Here is a 19,814-nt window from a genome sequence, read left to right as displayed (position 1 = left end):
GGAAATGTCTGCAGAATGTTGCTGGCAATAGCCCCCTGTGGGAGCGGGGCAAGCCGCTCCCACAGGGGAAGCAAGCCTCAGGCCACCACCTCATAGCACGGCACATACGCCGCCCCACCGGGCAGCTTCATGCGGTGCTGGTCGACGAACGCCTGCAGCAGGCGTCCGAGCGGGTCGAGGATCGCCGCGTCGCCGCGGATCTGATACGGCCCATGCTCCTCGATCAGGCGAATACCCTTGTCCTTGACGTTGCCGGCGACGATCCCGGAGAACGCCCGGCGCAGGTTGGCCGCCAGTTCATGGGGCGGCAGTTCGCGGCGCAGGGCCAGGTTGGCCATGTTCTCGTGGGTCGGGTCGAACGGGTGTTGGAAGCCCTCGTCGATCTTCAGCAGCCAGTTGAAGTGGAACGCGTCGTTGCGCTCGCGGCGGAACTGCTTGACCGCCTTGAGCCCCTCGACCATCTGCCGGGCCACTTCGGCCGGATCGTCGATGATGATCTGGTAGTGACGCTGGGCGGCCTCGCCGAGGGTGGCGCCGACGAAGGCGTGCAACTGCTGCAGGAAGGCTTCGGCGCTGCGTGGCCCGGTGAGCACGACCGGGAACGGCAGGTCCTGGTTGTCCGGGTGCATGAGAATGCCGAGCAGGTACAGGAACTCCTCGGCGGTGCCGGCGCCGCCGGGGAAGATGATGATGCCGTGGCCGACGCGGACGAAGGCTTCCAGGCGCTTCTCGATGTCCGGCAGGATCACCAGTTCGTTGACGATCGGGTTGGGCGCCTCGGCGGCGATGATGCCCGGTTCGGTCAGGCCCAGGTAGCGGCTGCCGTGCATGCGTTGCTTGGCGTGGGCGATGGTGGCGCCCTTCATCGGGCCCTTCATCACGCCCGGGCCGCAGCCGGTGCAGACATCCAGCTTGCGCAGGCCCAGCTCGTGGCCGACCTTCTTGGTGTACTGGTATTCCTCGCTGCTGATCGAGTGCCCGCCCCAGCACACCACCATCTTCGGCTCGACGCCCGGGCGCAGGGTGCGGGCGTTGCGCAGCAGGTGGAAGACGTAGTCGGTGAGGCCCTGGGAACTCTCGAGGTCGATGCGCTGGCTGGCCAGCTCGCTCTCGGTGTAGACGATGTCGCGCAGGGCGCTGAACAGCATCTCGCGGGTGCTGGCGATCATCTCGCCGTCGACGAAGGCGTCGGCCGGGGCGTTGAGCAGTTCCAGGCGCACGCCGCGGTCCTGCTGGTGGATGCGTACTTCGAAGTCCTTGTAGGCCTCGAGGATGGTCTTGGCGTTGTCGACATGGGCGCCGGTGTTGAGGATGGCCAGGGCGCACTGGCGGAACAGGGTGTAGAGGCTGCCGGTACCGACTTCGCTCAGTTGCTGGACTTCACGTTGCGACAGCGTCTCCAGGCTGCCCTTGGGGCTGACGGAGGCGTTGATGACATTGCGTTGGGGCATCTGGTCTTTCCTGTGCGGGTAAAACATCCTTCTTGGACAACACCATACAAGCAAATGTGCGTGGCAACGAGGGGGCGGGTGAAAAAGCCTGGCTGGCGATCGTGGGAGTGGCCTTGGTAGGAGGGGGCTTTATGGGAGCGGGCTTGCCCCGCGATCAGGGCCGGTAAGGCATCGCGGGTCAAGCCCGCTGCCACGAATGTCACCTCACCTTGAACACATGCCGCAGATAAGCCACGAAATTCTCGTCCCGACACTGGGTCTTGCCCGGGCTGTCCGAGATCTTCGCCACCGGCGCGCCGTTGCAGGCGGTCATCTTGATCACCATGTTCATCGGCTTTACCCCGGGGATATCGCAGGTGAGGTTGGTGCCAATGCCGAAGCTGACATGGATCCTGTCATTCAACGCACGGTACAGCTCAAGCATCTTCTGGAAATCCAGCCCATCGGAAAAGATCAGCGTCTTGCCACGCGGATCGATACCCAGCCGCTGGTAATGGGCAATGGCCTTCTCGGCCCAGGCCAGCGGATCGCCCGAGTCATGGCGCAGGCCGTCGAAGAGCTTGGCGAAGTACAGGTCGAAGTCGTGCATGAACGCATCCATGCCGATGCAGTCGGTCAGGGCGATGCCCAGCTGTCCACGGTATTCACGTACCCAGCATTCCAGTGCGGCGGCTTGGCTGTCGACCAGGCGCGGACCGAGCTGCTGGTGGGCCATGAACCATTCGTGGGCCATCGTACCGATGGGCTTGATCTGGTACTCGCGGGCCAGGTGCACGTTGCTGGTGCCGACGAAACGCCCGGGGAAGTCGCGCTTGAGGATATGCACCACCTCTTCCTGTACCCGATAGGAGAGTCGCCGGCGGGTACCGAAGTCGGCCAGTTGCAGACCGGCCAGTTCGTCGTCGCTGGCTTCGGCCCTGAGCCAGTCGAGTTTCTGGTACAGGCGCTCGCCGACCTGTTCGATCAGCACCTCGCGATAGCGGTAGCGGTTGCGTACTTCGCTGATGATCGCCAGCAGCGGGATCTCGAACAGGATCACGTGCAACCATGGGCCGCGTATGCGGATCGCCAGCTGCCCGGCATCGTCCAGGCCGACCTGCACATAGCGCAGGTTGAAGCGGAACAGGCTGAGGAAGCGGATGAAGTCCGGCTTGATGAACGATATCTTCTCCAGGTAGGCCAATTGGTCATGGGTGATCGATACATCGGCCAACTGCTCGATCTGGTAGCGGATCTCGGCGAGGTAGGGCGCCAGGCCCTCGTCGTTGCGGCAGCGAAACTCCCATTCCACCTCGGCGTTGGGGTAGTTGTGCAGCACCGCCTGCATCATGGTGATCTTGTAGAAATCGGTATCCAGCAGGTTCTGGATGATCCGTGTACCAAAGACGCTGTCGCTCATGGGCGGGCCTCCTTGAGTTGGTCAAGCCGGGTATCGAGGGCCTGTTCGTCGGCGCACACGTGGATGCCGGCGCTGGTCATCTCGTTGCAGGCAGCCTGTGCACCCTTGGCGCTCAGGGCACGGCAGGCCGGCAGGTACAGCAGCACCTCGAAGCCGGCGCGGCGCAGTTGCAGGGCAGTGGTGCGCACGCAGTAGTCCAGTGCCAGGCCGCCGACGATGATCGCCTGTACCTGTTGCACCTTGAGGTACTCGATGACGCCGGTGGAGCGGCGCTCGGCCAGGTCGTGGTAGCAGGCGCCGTAGGGGTGCAGGTCGGGTTCCACGCCTTTCCAGACGAAGTAGTCATAGTCGATGGGGGCGGGCAGGCCGGGCAGCAGCTCGAAGCCCGGCGTGCCGGGGACGCAGTGGCTGACCCAGGTCAGGTCGGCATTGGCCATGTCCAGGGCTTGCAGCATTTGACCCGGCTCGGCGACCACCCAGGCAGCGTTGGCCGGGTGGGCGTCCTTGCTGCCCAGGCGCAGCGAGGCGCGTCGGGCCATGGCGTTGAGCTCGGGGGCGATCAGGTGGCCGCCAGGAACGGGCAGCTCTTGGGGAGCGTTGGTGGTGAAGCCGTTCTGCGCGTCGACGTCGAAGCTGGCAATGTTCATTTGGGGCCTCCTCTCGCTTGAGTGGCTATATATTTCACCTGGTGCATTAAGTGTGTCAAGCAATATCCTCCAGGAAAATTTATGCTTGACCAACTTAATTGCCCTGGTGGAATATTCTCGTATTTGAAAATGGGGTGCCATCTTGAGCAGCGCAGAAGTTCTGGCCAGCGTGGATATCGTCGCCCTGCGCCTGACGCCTGAAAGCCAGCGCCTGCAGGTCCTGCTGCACCAGCGCCAACGCTTACCCTACAAGGGGCAATGGGCCTTGCCGGGCGTCATCGTCAACGGCAGTACTGCGGACAGCAACCTGGATGCCGCTGCCTGCCGGGCCCTTGCGGAAAAGGCCAAGGTGTACCCGCGACACCTGGAGCAGGTCGGCACCGAGGGCAATGGGTCCCGTGATCCGAGAGGATGGACCTTGAGCACCTACTACCTGGCGTTGCTCGATCCAGCGGTCGTGGTGGAAGATCCGCAGATTGCCTTCCTCGATCTGCAAGGCGTCCTGGATAATGAACCACCATTGCCGTTCGACCATCGCCTGCTGGTCGAGCGCGCCTACGAACGGCTGGCGGCCAAGGCGGTGTACACCAACCTGCCGTTGTACCTGGCACCCGAGCGGTTCACCGTGCTGGACGCCCTGTCCGCCGCGCAGGCGTGCCTGGGGCAGCCGGTCAACAACACCTCACTGCGCAAACGCCTGGAGCGCATGAAGAGCGAAGGCTGGGTGCAGGACACCGGAGAGAAGAACCAGCCCAGGCTGGGACGGCCACAGCAACTGTACCGGCATACCCCGCAGGGGAACGGGGCGTTCATGTTCGACCGGAGTCTGCTGGCGGGAGGATAGTCTGGACAGGTCGCGGCCTCTTCCTGCAGTCGTCGAGTAGCGACTATCCTTGCCCCATGACCAACCTGCCTCCCCAACGCCATCCTTGTCCACCGGGCGCCTGCGACTGCGGCCGCGAACGCCTGGCCGACGGCCCCGAGCGACGCATCCTGCTGCTCACCCGCGAGGAGGAGAAGCGCTTGGTCGAACGCCTGGAAAACCTGAAGGATCTGGAGGACCTGCAGCGCCTGCAGTCACGCCTCTACGAGCAACTGGGCATCCGCGTGCATATCGCCCCGGGCTTCAACGAAGTGCGCACCATGCGCGGCATCGTCATCGAGTTGGAAGCGCAGCCGGGCCTGTGCCGCAAGACCCGGCAGTCGATCCCCGCCGCCATCCGCCGGGGGCTTGAGCGCAATCCGCAGGTGGCCTTCCGCCTGCTCGACGCCCACGACCTGTTGCGCGACGCCTGAGCCTCAGCGCATCGCCGCCAGCTTGATGCCGAAGCCCACCAGGCAGGCGCCGGCCAGGCGTTCGAGCAGGTTGGCGATGCGCGGGCTGGCGCGCATGCGCTCGGCCAGGCGGTGGGTGAGCAGCACCGCCACCAGGCCGTAGAGCAGGGTCAGGCCGGCCACGGTCAGCGCCATGAAGGCGAAGGTCACCACGCCCTGGTGGCGCACCGGGTCGATGAACAGCGGGAAGAACGCCATGTAGAACATGATCGCCTTGGGGTTGAGCAGGGTGATCATCATGGTCTGGCGCAGGTAGCGGCCGCTGGCCATGCCGCTGTCGCGCGGCGCGCCGCCGGGCTTGCTCAGCACCATGCGCAGGCCGAGCCAGGCCAGGTAGGCGGCGCCGGCCCACTGCACCACATGGAAGGCGGCGGGGTAGGCGGCCAGCAGGGTGGCGACACCGGCCACCGCCAGCCACATCAGCACCTGGTCGCCGAGGATCACCCCGAAGGTGGCGGCCAGCCCGCCCTTGATGCCGCCCTTGCCGGTGGCGGTGATCAGGGCGAAGTTGCCGGGGCCGGGGATCGCCAGGAGGATGAGGAACGCAATCACGAAAGCGCCGTAGTCGGTCACGCCGAGCATGGGAAGTCTCCTGGGCAGGTGGGCGGGCAGATCACGATATATGCCATTATTCGCGGGACTTGCAAAGCCATGACGGCACAGGGAGGTGAAGATGGCGTTCAGCGCGGATGAGCGGGCGGTATTGCTGGCGGTCAAGGGCGTGGGGCCGACCGTGGTGCAGCGGCTCGAGCAGTTGGGTTATGACTCGCTGGCGCGACTGGCCGGGGCCGATGCCCTGCAGATCGTCAGCGAGGCGGCCGGGCTGGTGGGCAGCAGTTGCTGGAAGAACAGCCCCCAGGCGCGGGGGGCTATTCAGGCGGCGATCGCGCGGGCCAGGGAGGTTGCCTGTTGATGCGCTGCACGCCCCTCTGTAGGAGCGGCCTTGTACCGCGAAAGGGCCGCAATGCGGCCCCGGCGATCTTTGCGCCATGCTCAAACCCGGGGCTGCTACGCAGCCCTTTCGCGGCACAAGGCCGCTCCTACACAGGGGGGCGTAGGGCCTTCGGAATGGGATAAAAAAGCCCCGAAGACCAAGGCCATCGGGGCAAACGGTTGGGGGAGGAACCAACCAAAGGAGTCTTCACATCAGGGGACGGTCAGCGCGAGCTGGCCACCACGTCGGGTTGCCAGCCGCCGCCGAGCGCCTTGTAGATCGCGACGATGCCGCTGTACAGCTCGACCTCGCCCTGGGCCTGGGCGTCTTCGGCGCTCAGGCGCTCGCGCTCGGCGTCGAGCAGCACCAGGTAGTCCACCGTACCTTCGCGGTAGCGCACCGAGGCCAGTTCCGCCGCCTTGCGGCTGGCGTCGCTCTGGCGCATCAGCGCCAGCAGGCGCTGCTGGCGCTTACCGTAGTCACTGAAGGCGTTGGAGGATTCCTCCAGGGCCAGCAGCACCTGCTGTTCGTAGTTGGCCAGGGCGCCTTCGGCATCGGCCTTGGCCCCGCGCAGGCGGGCGCGCACGCTGCCCAGGTCGAAGGCCGCCCAGGTAATGCTCGGGCCCAGCGCCCAGGCGTTGGCCGCCGAGGAGCCGATCTGCGAACCGCGCGCGGCGGTGAAACCGAGGAAGCCGCTGAGGCTGACCCGTGGGAACAGGTCGGCGGTGGCCACGCCGACGTTGGCCGTGGCCGCGGCCAGCTGGCGCTCGGCGCTGCGGATGTCTGGGCGGCGGCGCAGCAGCTCGCCGGGGTCGCCCACCGGCAAGGCCTTGGCGATGGCCGGCAGGGCCTTGGGCGAGAGGTCCACGGTCATCCCGTCCGGCCGTTGGCCGAGCAGGGTGGCGATGCGGTTCTTCGCCCGCACCTGTTCGGCCTGCAACTGCGGCACGGTGGCTTCGACACCCGCCAGGCGGGCGTCGGCGCGGACCACGTCGAGCTCATTGCCGACCCCGGTGTCGCGCAGGGTCACGGTGATGTCCCGCGACTGCTGCTGGGTCTTGAGGTTGGCCACGGCGATCTGCTCGCGCAGCTGGGCGCCGCGCAACTGGCCGTAGGCGTCGACCAGCTCGGCGATCAGGCTGACCTGCAGCTGCTGCAGGTCGGCCTCGGCGGCCGCTTCCTGCGCTTCGCTGGCTTCGATCTGGCGCTGGATGCGGCCGAACAGGTCGAGCTCCCAGGCCATGTCCAGGCCCAGGTCATAGCGCTCGCTGTTGACCCGGCGCTCGGTCTGGCCGGGCACCTGGCCCTTGCCCAGGTCGCTGCTGGCGCGGCTGGTGACCACTGGCAGCTGGTCGTTGGAAGCGTCCTCGCGGATCGCCCGTGCCGCCTTCAGGCGGGCGAAGGCCACGCGCAGGTCGCGGTTGCCGTCCAGCGACGCTTGCACCAGTTGGTTGAGCACCGGGTCGTCGAACTGCTTCCACCACACGCTCTCGAAGCGGCTGCGGTCGAAGGCCTTGGCTTGCAGGCTGCTGTCGAGCTTCGCCGGTTCAGTGAGCGGGGCCTTGTAGTCCGGGCCCACGGCGCAGGCCGCCAGGGCCAGTGCCAGCAGGCTCGGGGTCAGGGGTTTGAGCAACTTCATGCGTGGTTCTCCAGCGCGACGGCGTGCTCGGCCTTGCGGGCCTGGCGACGCTCGACGAAACGGCGGATCAGGAAGAAGAACACCGGGGTCAGGAACAGGCCGAACACGGTCACCCCGATCATCCCCGAGAACACCGCCACACCCATGGCGTGACGCATTTCCGCGCCGGCGCCGGAGGAGAACACCAGCGGCACCACGCCCATGATGAACGCGATCGAGGTCATCAGGATCGGCCGCAGACGCAGGCGGCAGGCTTCCAGCACGGCGGCCAGCGGGTCGAGGCCCTTGGCCTGTTCATCCTTGGCGAACTCGACGATCAGGATCGCGTTCTTGCACGCCAGGCCCACCAGTACGATCAAGCCGATCTGGGTGAAGATGTTGTTGTCGCCACCGGAGACAATCACCCCGGTGATGGCCGACAGCAGGGTCATCGGCACGATCAGGATCACCGCCAGCGGCAGGCTCCAGCTCTCGTACTGGGCGGCCAGCACCAGGAAGGCCAGCAGCACGCAGAGCGGGAATACGAACAGCGCGGTGTTGCCCGAGAGGATCTGCTGGTAGGTCAGGTCGGTCCACTCGAAGGTCATGCCGTTGGGCAGTTCCTCCTTGAGCAGCTTCTCGATCGCAGCTTCGGCCTGGCCGGAGCTGTAGCCGGGGGCTGCGGCACCGTTGATTTCGGCAGTGATGAAGCCGTTGTAGTGCATGACACGGTCAGGCCCGGAGGTGTCGCTGACCTTGAGGAAGGTCGCCAGCGGGATCATCTCGCCCAGGTTGTTGCGCACCTTTAGCTGGCCGATCTGCTCGGCGTCGAGGCGGAACTGCTGCTCGGCCTGGACGTTGACCTGGTAAGTGCGGCCAAAGCGGTTGAAGTCGTTGGTGTACAGCGAGCCCAGGTAGACCTGCAGGGTGTCGAAGATGTCATTGATCGCCACGCCGTGGGTCTTGGCCTTTTCCCGGTCGATGGCGGCATCGACCTGTGGCACGTTGACCTGGTAGCTGGTGAACAGGCCCGCCAGTTCCGGCACGTTGTGGCTCTTGGCGATGATGTTCTGGGTCTCTTTGTACAGCGCTTCGTAGCCCAGGTTGCCGCGGTCCTCGATCTGCAGGCGGAAGCCGCCGATGGTGCCCAGGCCTTGGACCGGCGGAGGCGGGAAGATCGCGATGTAGGCGTCCTGGATATCGGCGAACTGGGCGTTCAGGGCTGCCGCGATGGCCGCCGCCGACTGGCTCGGGTCCTTGCGCTCGTCGAACGGCTTGAGCGGGGTGAACACGATGCCGCTGTTCGGGCTGTTGGTGAAGCCGTTGATCGACAGGCCCGGGAAGGCCACCGAATCGGCAACGCCCGGTTGCTTGAGGGCGATCTCGCTCATCTTCTTGATCACCGCCTCCGTACGGTCGAGGCTGGCGGCGTCAGGCAGCTGGGCGAAGGCCACCAGGTACTGCTTGTCCTGGGCCGGGACGAAGCCGGTCGGGGTGGACGAGAAGCCCAGGTAGGTCAGCCCCATGAGGCCTGCATAGACGAACAGGGCGATGCCGCTGGAGCGGATGACCCGGCGCACGCCGCCGACATAGCCATGGCTGGCGCGGTCGAAGAAGCGGTTGAACGGCGCGAACAGCCAGCTGCCCAGCAGCTTCTCGAGGAACCGCGAGAAGCGGTCCTTGGGCGCATGGTGGTCCTTGAGCAGCACGGCGGCCAGGGCCGGCGACAGGGTCAGCGAGTTGAACGCCGAGATCACGGTGGAGATGGCGATGGTCAGTGCGAACTGCTTGTAGAACTGGCCGGTAAGCCCCGAGATGAACGCGGCGGGCACGAACACGGCGCACAGCACCAGGGCGGTGGCGATGATCGGCCCGGTCACTTCGCTCATGGCCTTCTGCGTCGCTTCCAGCGGTTTCAGGCCAAGACCGATGTTACGCTCGACGTTCTCCACCACGACGATGGCGTCGTCCACCACGATACCGATGGCCAGCACCAGGCCGAACAGCGACAGCGCGTTGAGCGAGAAGCCGAACAGGTGCATCACCGCGAAGGTGCCGATCAGCGAGACCGGCACGGCCATCAGCGGGATGATCGAGGCGCGCCAGGTCTGCAGGAACAGGATCACCACCAGCACGACCAGGATCAGCGCTTCGAACAGGGTGTGCACCACCGCTTCGATGGAGCCACGGACGAACACGGTCGGGTCATAGACGATGCTGTAGTCCATGCCTTCCGGGAAGTCCTTCTTCAGCTCGGCCATCTTCGCCCGCACTTCGTCGGAGATCTCGATGGCGTTGGAGCCCGGGCGCTGGAAGATCGGGATGGCCACCGCTGGCTGGTTGTTCAGCAGCGAACGCAGGGCGTACTGGCTGGAGCCGAGCTCGACCCGGGCGATGTCCTTCAGGCGGGTGATCTCGCCGTTGGCGCCGGCACGGATGATGATGTTCTCGAACTCTTCCTCGTTGACCAGGCGGCCCTGGGTGTTGATCGACAGCTGGAAGCTGGTCGAACCCGGGGCGGGCGGGGCGCCCAGCTGGCCGGCGGCGACCTGGCGGTTCTGCTCGCGAATGGCCGCCACCACGTCGCTGGCGGTCAGGTTGCGCGAAGCGGTCTTGTTCGGGTCGAGCCACACCCGCAGCGAGTAGTCGCCCATGCCGAACAGCTGCACGTCACCGACGCCACCCAGGCGTGCCAGCTCATCCTTGATGTTGAGGATGGCGTAGTTGGACAGGTAGAGCATGTCGTAGCGGTTGTCCGGCGAGGTCAGGTGCACGACCATGGTCAGGTCGGGCGAGGCCTTGTCGACGGTGATGCCGATACGGGTGACTTCCTCCGGCAGCTTGGGCTGGGTGCGGGTCACGCGGTTCTGCACCTGCACCTGGGCGTTGTCCAGGTCGGTACCGAGGGCGAAGGTGATGGTCAGGGTCAGCTTGCCGTCGGCGGTGGATTGCGAGGACATGTACAGCATGTTCTCGACACCGGTGATGGCCTGCTCCAGCGGCGCGGCGACGGTTTCGCCGATCACCTTGGGGTTGGCGCCGGGGAAGTTGGCGCGCACCACCACGGTGGGCGGCACCACTTCGGGGTATTCGCTGATCGGCAGCTGGAACAGCGAGATCGAGCCCGCGATCAGCAGTACCAGCGACAGCACCGCGGCGAAGATCGGCCGGGTAATGAAGAATTTCGAAAAGTTCATCGGTGTTGTCCCTTAACCGCGCGGCGCTTGGGCGCTGGCGACTTTGACATTGGCGCCGGCAACCTTCGGCGCCGGGTTGCTGGCCTCCAGGGCCTGGCGCTGCTGGGCGAGGGCGGCGAGGGTCTGCTCGCTGGCCATCGGCGTTTCCTCAGGCGTGACCGGCGAACCCGGGCGCACGCGCTGCAGGCCCTTGACCACGATGCGGTCGTCCTTGGCCAGGCCGCTGCGCACGATGCGCAGGCCTTCGAGCTTGGGCCCCAGTTCCACGGCGCGATAGGCGGCCTTGTTGTCCTTGTCCATGACCAGCACGAACTTCTTGCCAAGGTCGGTGCCGACCGCTTCGTCGTTGATCAGCACGGCATCGTACTGGGCGCTGCCGACCAGCTTCAGGCGTGCGTACAGGCCGGGGGTGAACTGGCCGTCGCGGTTGTCGAACACGGCGCGGCCACGGATGGTGCCGGTGCGCGGGTTGACCTGGTTGTCGACGAAGTTCATCTGGCCCAGGTGCGGGTTGCCGGTCTCGTTGGTCAGGCCCAGGTACACCGGGGTGCTCTGGCCACGCTGGCCGTCGCGGGCAAGCTGGCTGTACTTGAGGTACACGCGTTCGTCGGCGTCGAAGTAGGCGTAGACCTTGTCGGTGGAGACCACGCTGGTCAGCGGGGTGACATCGGCAGTGACGATGTTGCCGGCGGTGAACTGGGCGCGGCTGACGCGGCCGCTGATCGGCGCGGTGACGCGGGTGAAGCTCAGGTTCAGGCGGGCCAGGTCGAGCTGGGCCTGGATCGCATCGACCCCGGCGCGGGCCTCGGCGGCGGCGCTGCTGCGCGATTCGGCCAGTTCCGCGGAAATCGCGTTGCTGTCGCGCAGGCGCTCGCCGCGACGGGCTTCGTTGGCGCTGCGGATGGCGGTGGCCTTGGCTTGTTGCAGTTGGGCTTCGAGGCGGCGGACTTCAGCCTGGAACGGGCGTGGGTCGATCTGGAACAGCAGGTCGCCTTTCTTGACCTGGGCGCCTTCGGTGAAGCCGACCAGGTCGATCTGGCCGGATACCCGTGGCCGCACTTCGACGGTTTCCGGCGCTTCGAGGCGGCCGGTGAACTCGTCCCATTCGTTGATCGGCTGCTCGATCACCTTGGCTACGCTGACCTTGGGCGCGGCGGGAGCCTGCACGGCGTCGGGGGTGCGACCGCAAGCGCTGAGCACCACCACTGCCAGGGCAGCGAGGGGGAAGCGCAAGGGTTTGAGTGAGTGATCCATGGAGAACTCCGCCAATGTATTAGTAGTGGGCGGAGTGTGAGTGTCTTGCGCGCGGCGCACGAATCAAACGGAGCGAAGGTTATTATCACGCGCAATGATATGTCGGGTGCCGTCATCGATCCGGACGCATGATTTCAAGGCATCTACAAAGGGACGGTGTAATTCGGCAGTCAGCGTGGCCCGCCGGATGCCTTTTCGCGCAACGCCTTGGCCACTTTCGCCTCGATCTCGTACGCCGGCCCCTCCAGCGCCTGGTAATCACGGGTATAACGCCGGGCGAATTCCTCCACCCCCAGTTCCTGGTACTGCTGCACATGCTTGAGTTCATGGGCCCACAGCGCCACGTTGTCCTCGGCATCGGCGCTGCGGCGGAAGATGATGGTGTCGATCAGGGTCACCGCGTTGACGTCCGGGTTCTGCAGCAATGCATTGGCGGCGCTGATCTGCTGTTCATCGCCCACCCGGTAGCGCGCCGCGTCAAGCACGGCGAAGTCATACCAGGGTTCGAGCTGGGCGCGGATATGCAAGGGAATCGGCTGGCTGCCGCTGGCGGTGGCCTCGTCGCGAGCCTGGCGCAGGGCGAACACCAGGCTGCCGGTGGCCATGCGCTCGACATCCTGCAGCACCTGGCCGCCCTGGTTGGGGTCGATGGGCGCGCAGAAACACACCACCAGGCATACCTGGTATTGCCCGGCCGGGCAACGTTCCTGGGCGAAGGCGGGCAGGGCCAGCAGCAGTCCGAGCAGGGTACTAGCGAGCCTCATCGAAGACCCGTCCGAGCAGTTTACGGCTGGCGTCCAGCACTTGCGTCTGCACCGGCTCGCTGGCCAGCATGCGGCCCACCACCAGCGCGCCGACGCACTGACTGAGCAGGGCCCAGGCCAGCTCGGGGTCGTCGAGGGTCTCGCTCCACGCCTGGTGCAGTGCCACCAGCCAGTGCTCGGCCTGTTCGCGCACTGGTCGCTCGGCGCGGGCGATCTCCACGCCCAATGGCGGCAGTGGGCAGCCGTCTTCGGCATTGTGCAGGTGGGCCAGGCTCAGGTACTGCTCGAGCAGGCGCCTGAGCCGGGGGCGGTCTGCGCCACGCTCGACCAAGCGCGCCAACGGGCTGTTGGCCAGTTCGCGGCGGACGATCTCGCTGAACAGGTCGTCCTTGGACGGGAAATGGTTGTAGAAGGCGCCGCCGGTCAGGCCGATGGCCTTCATCAGTCCGGCTACGCCAGTGGCGGCGAAACCCCCGCGTTTTGCCAGGGCGCCGCTGCTGGCCAGCAGCTTCTCGCGGGTCTGTTGCTTGTGGTCGGTGCTGTAGCGCATGCGCGGAACCTCTTGGCGCGGGCTTGACGATAAGCTGATCGTAGCATAGCGTTCGTTTACTAAACGATCATTCATCGATGGAGCGGTCCATGGCAGAACAACAAAAGGTCGTACTGGTGATCGGCGCGGGCGACGCCACCGGTGGCGAGATCGCCAAGCGTTTCGCCCGCGAGGGGTATGTCGCCTGTGTCACCCGGCGCCAGGCGGACAAGCTGCAGCCGCTGGTCGACGAGATCCGCGCCGCGGGCGGTCAGGCTCATGGCTTCGGGTCGGATGCGCGCAAGGAAGAGGAGGTGGCCGAGCTGGTCGAGACCATCGAGCGCGATATCGGCCCGATCGAGGCCTTTGTCTTCAATATCGGCGCCAATGTCCCGTGCAGTATCCTCGAGGAAACCCCGCGCAAGTACTTCAAGATCTGGGAGATGGCCTGCTTCGCCGGCTTTCTCACCGCCCAGGCGGTCGCACGGCGCATGGTGACCCGCGAGCGCGGCACTATTCTCTTTACCGGCGCTACCGCCGGCACCCGCGGCGCGGCCGGTTTCGCCGCCTTCGCCGGGGCCAAGCACGGCCTGCGCGCCCTGGCCCAGAGCATGGCGCGGGAGCTTGGGCCGCGGAACATCCATGTCGCCCATGTGGTGGTCGACGGCGCCATCGACACCGCGTTCATCCGCGACAGCTTCCCCGAACGCTATGCGCTCAAGGACCAGGACGGCATCCTCGATCCTGCGCACATCGCTGACAGCTACTGGTTCCTGCACGCCCAGCCACGGGATGCCTGGACCTTCGAACTTGACCTGCGCCCGTGGATAGAGCGCTGGTAAGTCCCACCCTCATACAAGGAACGAATCATGAGCAAGACCGTCGAGTTCTTCCTGGACCTGGGCAGCCCGGCCACTTACCTGGCCTCGACCCAGCTACCCGCCCTGTGTGCGCGTCACGGGGCGCGGTTGGTGTACAAGCCGATCCTGTTGGGCGGGGTGTTCCAGGCCACCGGCAACGCCTCGCCGGTCATGGTGCCGGCCAAGGGGCGCTATATGCGCATCGACCTCAAGCGCTATGCCGATCGCTATGGCGTGCCCCTGACCCTGCCGCCAGGGTTTCCGGTCAATACCCTGAACCTGATGCGTGGGCTGATCGGCGTTCAGTTGTTTGCCGAAGAGCGGTTCGAGGTGCTGTTGAAGGTGCTGTTCGAAGGGCTGTTCGTACACGGGCGCAATCTGGGAGACCCTGCGGTGTTGGGTGAAACCCTGGCTGCGGGTGGTTTCGATGGCGAGATGTTCCAGGCGCTGGCCGGCCGGCCCGAGGTCAAGGACGCCTTGCGCAAAGCCACCGAAGAGGCGGTTGAACGCGGCGTGTTCGGCGCGCCGACGTTCTTCGTCGACGGGCAGATGTTCTTCGGCCAGGACCGACTGGATTTCGTCGAGCAGGCTTTGGTCAGGCGGGCATGAGGGACAACAAGGTTCTTGCAGACTGCGATTCCAAAAACCTTGGGTGCTATTGCTTCATGGCCTGACGTCGTCAGGGTTGCAGCGCTCGATCGCGCAGGCGCTGAAACCCTTTTGCCGGATCAGAAGTTCGCCGGGGTATTGGCGCTGATGATCTCGGCCTCGTCGGGGCCGATGTTCTTGAAGCTGTGGGGCAGGGTGGTGGGGATGTAGTAACCATCGCCGGCGTTGAGCACGCTGACCTGGCCATCGACCCACAGCTCCATGGTGCCACGGGTAACCAGGCCGCATTCCTCGCCTTCGGCGTGGACGATCGGCTCGCCGGAATCGGCACCCGGCGCATACAGCTCGCGCAGCATGCGCATCTGCCGGCCTTCGACACTGGCGCCAACCAATAGCATGCGCAGGCCGTTACGGCCCAGGTCGGGTTGCTCGCCGCCACGGAAAACGTAACGTTCCTCGCGCACCGGCTCGTCGAAACTGAAGAACTCCGCCAGGGACATGGGGATCCCTTCGAGCAGCTTCTTGAGGGAACTGACCGAAGGGCTGACCCGGTTCTGCTCGATCTGCGAGATCGTCGAGTTGGTCAGGCCGCTGCGGCGGGCCAGTTCCCGTTGGGAGAGGTTGTTGCGTTCACGCACCAGTTTGAGTCGTGTCCCCGTGTCCATAGCCGCCTTGTTTGCAGAGGTGTCAAAAATAATGGGCGAGGCATTAAAACACACTCTGCAGGCTTGCGCGCTGTGCGTCTCAGTGACGCTGGTCGGTGGCCACCGGCCACAGCCCCACCAGCAACAGCAGGGCACCGACGGCGAGGAACGGCAAGCGCGGGTCGAGGGCGTAGACCAGGGTGCCGGCCAGCGGCCCGATCACCGCGCCCATGCCTTGGGCGGCGCCGATCGAACCCGCTGTGGCGCCCTGTTCGCTGGCGTGCATGGCGTTGGCCGCCAGGGCGGAGAATGCCGGGAAAACGAAGCCCATGCCGAATGCGGCGACGAAGAACGCGCCCCACAGCCAGGGCGCTTGGGTGGCCAGCGCGGCGGCGGCGAAGCCCAGTCCGGAAATGCTGGCGCCGACACGGATCATTTTCGCCGGCGGCCATTCGAGCCTGCGCAGGAACACCTGCGCCAGCATCAGCGCCACGCCCACGCAGGTCAGGGCGATGCCGGCGGCCTGGGCGGCGTCCCCGGCCTCCAGGCGCAGGCGGTCGAGGGCGAAGAAGCCGACGGCGATCTGCGACACGGTGATGCTCAGCATGGCGCTGAAGGCCACCAGCAACGGACGGCGCAGGCGCGGATCGGACAGGCGCACCGGATTGGGCGCATGGACTTGTGCCAATGGCTGTGGCTTGAGCTTGAACAGCAGCACCACGAACGCCGTGGCCGGCAGCAGCGACATCGCATAGAACGGCAGGCTCAGGCTGTAGCGCGACAGCAGCGCGGCCAGTGCCGGGCCGACCACCAGGCCGACGGCATTGGCGGCACCGAGTGAGGCCATGGCCCGGGCCCGGCGCTGGGGCTCGACATGGTCGGCGATCAGCGCGTTGCCGCCCACCGGCAGTGCGGCATAGAAGGCGCCAATCAGGCCACGGGCCAGCATCAGCCCGAAGAACGCCACGCTCGCGCCCGGCAGCCAGCGCAATGCGCCGTCGATGAACAGGCACAGCACCCAATAGGCCAGGGTGAAACCGCCACTGCCCAGCAGCAGCACGCGACGCCGGCCATAACGGTCGGCCAGGCGCCCCCAGGGCCGCGCCAACAGCACCCAGACCACGCCGGCCACCGTCACCGCCGCCCCGGCCTGCCAGGTGGCCATGCCCAGCAGGCGGGCGATGGGGCCGATCAGGGCGACGAAGGCCATCATCGACATGGTGCAGGCCATGTTCACCAGCATCAGTGGACGCAAGTCCAGAGTGCTGGCCGGGGTCAAAGTGGCAGGGTCCTTTGCGACGTTCATTAGGGCAGTCCGGGGCAGTTCGACGAAATGAGCGCCAATGTTAGTAATAATTATTTACATATGTCGACCCCGGCAGTGCTCATTCACTGCGGCGCAGCGGGCCTGGCCACATGCTACGCAAGACGCCGTCGCGGCGCACCAGGGCATGCATCAAGGCCGCGCCGAGGTGTACCAGCACGGTGGCGAACAGCAGGTAGCCAGCCCAGCCGTGGGCCTGGCGCAGCACGGCGTACAGCTGCAAGTCGTGGGGTGCGATGGCGGGTAATTGCAGGGGACGCGGATAGCCACCGGCCGAGAGCATGGCCCAGCCGAGCAGCGGCATGGCCAGCATCAGGGCGTACAGCAACAGGTGCGAGGCGCCGGCGGCCAGCCGTTGCAGGCGGGGCAGCTCGTGGGGCAGCGCGGGGTGCGGCAGGCCCAGGCGCAGGGCGATGCGCAGGACCACCAGCACCAGCAGGGCCAGGCCGGTGGCCTTGTGCAGCTCGACCAGCAACGGATGCCGTGGCGACAAGTCGCCGACCATGTTCACGCCGATGAATAGCATGACCAGGATCAGCGCGGCCATCAGCCAGTGCAGCAGGCGGGCCAGGGGGTGGAAGGTGGTGAGGGTCATGGGCGGGCTCCTTCGCTCAGCGCTTCGTGGCTGCGGCGGTTGAACGACACGGAATAGGCGGCCGAGCGGGCGGCGAGGATCGGGTCGGCGGACGGTTCGATGCCGTGGGGCAGGATCAGCGGGTCGAAGTTAAGGTCGCGGCAGGCACCTTGCTCGGGGCCGTCGACCCGTTCCAGCACCAGGGTGCCGGCGTCGATGCTGCGGCGTTCGGCGGGCCAGGGACGGGCGGGGTCGTCCACCGCGTCGCCGGGCTCGGCCAGGGTCAGGCGCAGGGTCCAGCGCAGCGGGCCCCGGGCCAGGCGTTGCTGCAGGTCGTGCTGGAGGAACTGCTTGTCATCGACCTGGGCGGGCAGGGCGGCGAAGGGTGTTTGCGGCTCCAAGGCCCAGCGTACCGGCTGGACGTTACCTTGGGCATCGATCAGGCGAAAAGCGTTGATGCTGTTGTAGGCGGTGCTGGCGAAGCTGTCGCTGGGCTTGTAGTTGGCCGCCCACTGGCGAAACGCCGCGCTTTCCGGGTGGTTGGCGAAGAACGCCTGCAGCTTCGCCGGGTCCGGTTTGCCGGTGGCCGGGTCGGGCGCCCCGGCCAGCACCTGCTGGTAGAACCCCTCGGGCGTGCTCACCGCCAGCACCGGCGGGTTGTTCATGCCGGTGCGCCAGACCTGGCCGTCGTCGCTGCTCAACTGGATGGCCAGGCTGCGCACCGGTATGGCCGTGTCCGGGGCGAACGGGTTGGCGCCGCCGATGGCGAAACGGCCGATCACCGGCACCCGGGCCTGGCTGAAGACGCGGGCGCTGGACAGCGCCGCGGCCTGGCCGCTGGCCTGGAAGTAACCGCTGACGCACAGGCCCTTGGCATGGTTCTTCCGGTAACCGGGATAATGGCCGGCCTGGGCCTCGAAGGTGTCGATGATGCGCTGCGGGGTCAGCCCTGGCGTGCCGATCCAGCCGGCGGCATAGGCGAAGCCCGCGCCGAGGGCGGCGAGGGTGCCGCCGATGATGGCCAGGCGCAGGACCTTGGCGGGGCCATGCAGGGGAGGGGTCATGGGGACGCTCCGGTCAGTTGGATTGAGCCGGTACGACGCAAGGGCGAACGATTTATTCCCGCCGGGGGAATAGATTTTGTGCCGGGCCGTCTGCCCATTACACTGACTGCCCATTGGGGCCCGGAACCCGACCATGCACGATCTGGACGACCAACAATGGCGCGAGCTGCTGCAACGCCTGCGCCGCTTCGCCCTGTGGCTGACCCGTGAGCCTGGCGGCGCCGACGACCTGGTCCAGGCCACGGTCGAGCGCGCCCTGAGCCGCCGTGGCCAGCAGCGCGATGCCGACAGTCTGCGGCCCTGGCTGTTCACCATCCTTTACCGGCTGTTTCTCGACGGCAAGCGCCGCGAGCGCCTGCACGCCCGCTGGCTGGCTTGGTTCGGTCGAGGCCAGGCCGAGGAAGCGGCCGGCGGCGAAATCGAAAGCATCGTCCTGGCCCAGGCCGACCTGCGTGCCTTTGCCCGGCTGTCGGCGGAGCAACGCGCCCTCTTGCTGCTGGTCAGCGTCGAGGGCCTGAGCTACAAGGAGGCGGCCGACACCCTAGGGATCCCCATCGGCACGGTGATGTCGCGCCTGTCGCGTGCCCGCGCCGCCCTGCGTGAACTGACCGAGGGCAACCCCACGCCCCCGGCCCTGCGGAGACTCAAATGACGCGCCTGATCCCCACCGAGCACGAGTTGCACGCCTACGTCGACGAGCGTCTGGAGCCGACCCGCCGGGCCGAGGTCGAGGCGTGGCTGTCGGCCAATCCGCAGGAGGCGGCGCGGATCGAGGCCTGGCGCGGCGATGCGCGGCGTCTGCGGGCGGCCCTGGCGGGCTTCGGCGAGCAGCCCAGCGATCCGACGCTGGATCTGGCGCCCTTGCGCCGGCGTTTGCGCCAGCGCCGGCAATGGCGGCTGGCACAGGCGGCGGTGTTGCTGCTGGCAGTGAGCCTGGGCGGGTTGGGCGGCTGGCAGGCGCGCGAGGCGACGTTGTTCGCTGGCATGCTGCCCATGGCCGACGCCGTGGAGGCCCATCGGCTGTTTGCCGACGCGGATACGCTGGATATTCAGGCCAGCGATCCGATGCGGTTGCAGGCTTGGCTGGGGCGGCACTTCAACCGTGTCGGTCAGTTGCCGGATTTGTCCGGCTATGGCCTGCAGCCGGTCGGGGCGCGGCTGTTGAGCAACGAGGCGGGGCCGGCGGCGTTGTTGGTGTTTCAGGACCGCCAGGGGCGGCGTATCAGCCTGTTTCTGCGTTCGCCTGGCGAGCACTTCGAGCGGATGCCCAGTGGGCAGCGGATCGATGGGCAACTGCAGGCGCGTTACTGGTCCCATGGGGAGTACAACTTTGCTTTGGTCAGTGCGGTGGATGATGCGCGGGGGGAGTCGGTGCGGCGGGTTTTGGGGGTTAGTTTGTGAGATGTGTGGTGTGACGTTTAAATTTATTTTGAGGTTTGAAGTTTGAAGTTTGAGGTTTGAGGTTTGAGGTTTGAGGTGTTGGTGTTGGTGTTGGTGTTGGTGTTGGTGTTGGTGTTGGTGTTGGTGTTGGTGTTGAGGGTTGTATGCGCATTCAATTGCGATGTCGACGCTTATTCACCTTTCCGCCCTTACGGCGGGTTACTTTGATCG

Annotated in this window: 20 protein-coding genes; 7 read left to right on the top strand and 13 right to left on the bottom strand. The window is 66.2% G+C overall.

The window, feature by feature from the left end; all coding sequences use genetic code 11:
• Nucleotides 1–77 precede the first annotated feature (77 nt).
• The 3 genes from ppnN to V0R62_RS13035 form a co-directional block, all read right to left on the bottom strand.
• Nucleotides 78–1,451, bottom strand: coding sequence for a nucleotide 5'-monophosphate nucleosidase PpnN (gene ppnN / locus V0R62_RS13045; RefSeq protein ID WP_050705798.1), 1,374 nt, complete (start codon nucleotides 1,449–1,451; stop codon nucleotides 78–80).
• A gap of 199 nt (nucleotides 1,452–1,650) precedes the next feature.
• Nucleotides 1,651–2,850 carry a nicotinate phosphoribosyltransferase gene (gene pncB / locus V0R62_RS13040; protein ID WP_330103994.1) on the bottom strand — a complete coding sequence of 400 codons (1,200 nt, stop codon included), beginning with the start codon at nucleotides 2,848–2,850 and terminating at the stop codon, nucleotides 1,651–1,653.
• Nucleotides 2,847–3,497, bottom strand: a complete 651-nt coding sequence (locus V0R62_RS13035) for a nicotinamidase (RefSeq protein WP_330103993.1) — start codon at nucleotides 3,495–3,497, stop codon at nucleotides 2,847–2,849. The genes pncB and V0R62_RS13035 overlap by 4 nt, the downstream gene beginning before the upstream one ends.
• A 142-nt stretch (nucleotides 3,498–3,639) precedes the next feature.
• Here V0R62_RS13035 and V0R62_RS13030 point away from each other — a divergent pair, with 142 nt between their 5' ends.
• A complete protein-coding gene (locus tag V0R62_RS13030; RefSeq protein WP_330103992.1) occupies nucleotides 3,640–4,341 on the top strand; it encodes an NUDIX hydrolase in 702 nt (233 codons plus the stop codon).
• 56 nt (nucleotides 4,342–4,397) lie between these two features.
• Nucleotides 4,398–4,793, top strand: coding sequence for a hypothetical protein (locus V0R62_RS13025; RefSeq protein ID WP_330103991.1), 396 nt, complete (start codon nucleotides 4,398–4,400; stop codon nucleotides 4,791–4,793).
• Between the two features lie 3 nt (nucleotides 4,794–4,796).
• On the opposite strand, the gene V0R62_RS13020 is transcribed toward V0R62_RS13025, so the two are convergent.
• Nucleotides 4,797–5,414 (bottom strand): LysE family transporter, encoded by a 618-nt coding sequence (locus tag V0R62_RS13020; protein ID WP_330103990.1) that lies wholly within the window; start codon nucleotides 5,412–5,414, stop codon nucleotides 4,797–4,799.
• Between the two features lie 91 nt (nucleotides 5,415–5,505).
• Between V0R62_RS13020 and V0R62_RS13015 the strand changes: the two genes are divergently transcribed.
• Nucleotides 5,506–5,745, top strand: a complete 240-nt coding sequence (locus V0R62_RS13015; protein WP_198745181.1) for a helix-hairpin-helix domain-containing protein — start codon at nucleotides 5,506–5,508, stop codon at nucleotides 5,743–5,745.
• A gap of 244 nt (nucleotides 5,746–5,989) precedes the next feature.
• Here V0R62_RS13015 and V0R62_RS13010 read toward each other — a convergent pair whose 3' ends face one another.
• The 5 genes from V0R62_RS13010 to V0R62_RS12990 all read right to left on the bottom strand — a co-directional run bounded on the left by V0R62_RS13010 (nucleotide 5,990) and on the right by V0R62_RS12990 (nucleotide 13,149).
• Nucleotides 5,990–7,405, bottom strand: coding sequence for a TolC family protein (locus tag V0R62_RS13010; protein ID WP_330103989.1), 1,416 nt, complete (start codon nucleotides 7,403–7,405; stop codon nucleotides 5,990–5,992).
• Nucleotides 7,402–10,581 (bottom strand): efflux RND transporter permease subunit, encoded by a 3,180-nt coding sequence (locus V0R62_RS13005; protein WP_330103988.1) that lies wholly within the window; start codon nucleotides 10,579–10,581, stop codon nucleotides 7,402–7,404. The genes V0R62_RS13010 and V0R62_RS13005 overlap by 4 nt, the downstream gene beginning before the upstream one ends.
• 12 nt (nucleotides 10,582–10,593) lie before the next feature.
• Nucleotides 10,594–11,835 carry a multidrug efflux RND transporter periplasmic adaptor subunit MexE gene (gene mexE, locus V0R62_RS13000; protein WP_330103987.1) on the bottom strand — a complete coding sequence of 414 codons (1,242 nt, stop codon included), beginning with the start codon at nucleotides 11,833–11,835 and terminating at the stop codon, nucleotides 10,594–10,596.
• Between the two features lie 170 nt (nucleotides 11,836–12,005).
• Nucleotides 12,006–12,599 (bottom strand): eCIS core domain-containing protein, encoded by a 594-nt coding sequence (locus tag V0R62_RS12995; RefSeq protein WP_330103986.1) that lies wholly within the window; start codon nucleotides 12,597–12,599, stop codon nucleotides 12,006–12,008.
• Nucleotides 12,586–13,149, bottom strand: a complete 564-nt coding sequence (locus V0R62_RS12990; protein ID WP_330103985.1) for a TetR/AcrR family transcriptional regulator — start codon at nucleotides 13,147–13,149, stop codon at nucleotides 12,586–12,588. Before V0R62_RS12990 ends, V0R62_RS12995 begins: the two co-directional genes overlap by 14 nt.
• Before the next feature lie 89 nt (nucleotides 13,150–13,238).
• On the opposite strand from V0R62_RS12990, the gene V0R62_RS12985 reads away from it, so the two are divergent.
• Both V0R62_RS12985 and V0R62_RS12980 read left to right on the top strand, forming a co-directional pair.
• Complete coding sequence (locus V0R62_RS12985) at nucleotides 13,239–13,970, top strand: SDR family oxidoreductase (protein WP_330103984.1); 732 nt, start codon at nucleotides 13,239–13,241, stop codon at nucleotides 13,968–13,970.
• A 27-nt stretch (nucleotides 13,971–13,997) separates the two neighbouring features.
• Nucleotides 13,998–14,597, top strand: coding sequence for a 2-hydroxychromene-2-carboxylate isomerase (locus V0R62_RS12980; RefSeq protein WP_330103983.1), 600 nt, complete (start codon nucleotides 13,998–14,000; stop codon nucleotides 14,595–14,597).
• 119 nt (nucleotides 14,598–14,716) lie between these two features.
• Here V0R62_RS12980 and V0R62_RS12975 read toward each other — a convergent pair whose 3' ends face one another.
• From V0R62_RS12975 to V0R62_RS12960, 4 genes are all read right to left on the bottom strand, one after another.
• Nucleotides 14,717–15,262 (bottom strand): cupin domain-containing protein, encoded by a 546-nt coding sequence (locus V0R62_RS12975; RefSeq protein ID WP_330103982.1) that lies wholly within the window; start codon nucleotides 15,260–15,262, stop codon nucleotides 14,717–14,719.
• 79 nt (nucleotides 15,263–15,341) lie between these two features.
• Nucleotides 15,342–16,547, bottom strand: a complete 1,206-nt coding sequence (locus V0R62_RS12970) for an MFS transporter (protein WP_330103981.1) — start codon at nucleotides 16,545–16,547, stop codon at nucleotides 15,342–15,344.
• A 79-nt stretch (nucleotides 16,548–16,626) separates the two neighbouring features.
• Nucleotides 16,627–17,160 carry a cytochrome b gene (locus V0R62_RS12965; protein WP_330103980.1) on the bottom strand — a complete coding sequence of 178 codons (534 nt, stop codon included), beginning with the start codon at nucleotides 17,158–17,160 and terminating at the stop codon, nucleotides 16,627–16,629.
• On the bottom strand, nucleotides 17,157–18,203 hold the full coding sequence (locus tag V0R62_RS12960; RefSeq protein WP_330103979.1) for a catalase family peroxidase: 1,047 nt from the start codon (nucleotides 18,201–18,203) through the stop codon (nucleotides 17,157–17,159). Before V0R62_RS12960 ends, V0R62_RS12965 begins: the two co-directional genes overlap by 4 nt.
• 133 nt (nucleotides 18,204–18,336) lie before the next feature.
• Here V0R62_RS12960 and V0R62_RS12955 point away from each other — a divergent pair, with 133 nt between their 5' ends.
• Entirely contained in the window at nucleotides 18,337–18,855 is a 519-nt protein-coding gene (locus tag V0R62_RS12955; protein WP_330103978.1) for a sigma-70 family RNA polymerase sigma factor, read from the top strand.
• Nucleotides 18,852–19,604, top strand: coding sequence for an anti-sigma factor family protein (locus tag V0R62_RS12950; protein WP_330103977.1), 753 nt, complete (start codon nucleotides 18,852–18,854; stop codon nucleotides 19,602–19,604). Before V0R62_RS12955 ends, V0R62_RS12950 begins: the two co-directional genes overlap by 4 nt.
• Nucleotides 19,605–19,814 lie beyond the last annotated feature (210 nt).

This window comes from Pseudomonas carassii, from assembly GCF_036324045.1.
Taxonomy (GTDB): domain Bacteria; phylum Pseudomonadota; class Gammaproteobacteria; order Pseudomonadales; family Pseudomonadaceae; genus Aquipseudomonas; species Aquipseudomonas peradeniyensis.
Note: the sequence above shows the minus strand (reverse complement) of the source record. Positions and strands in the feature narration are given on the sequence as shown.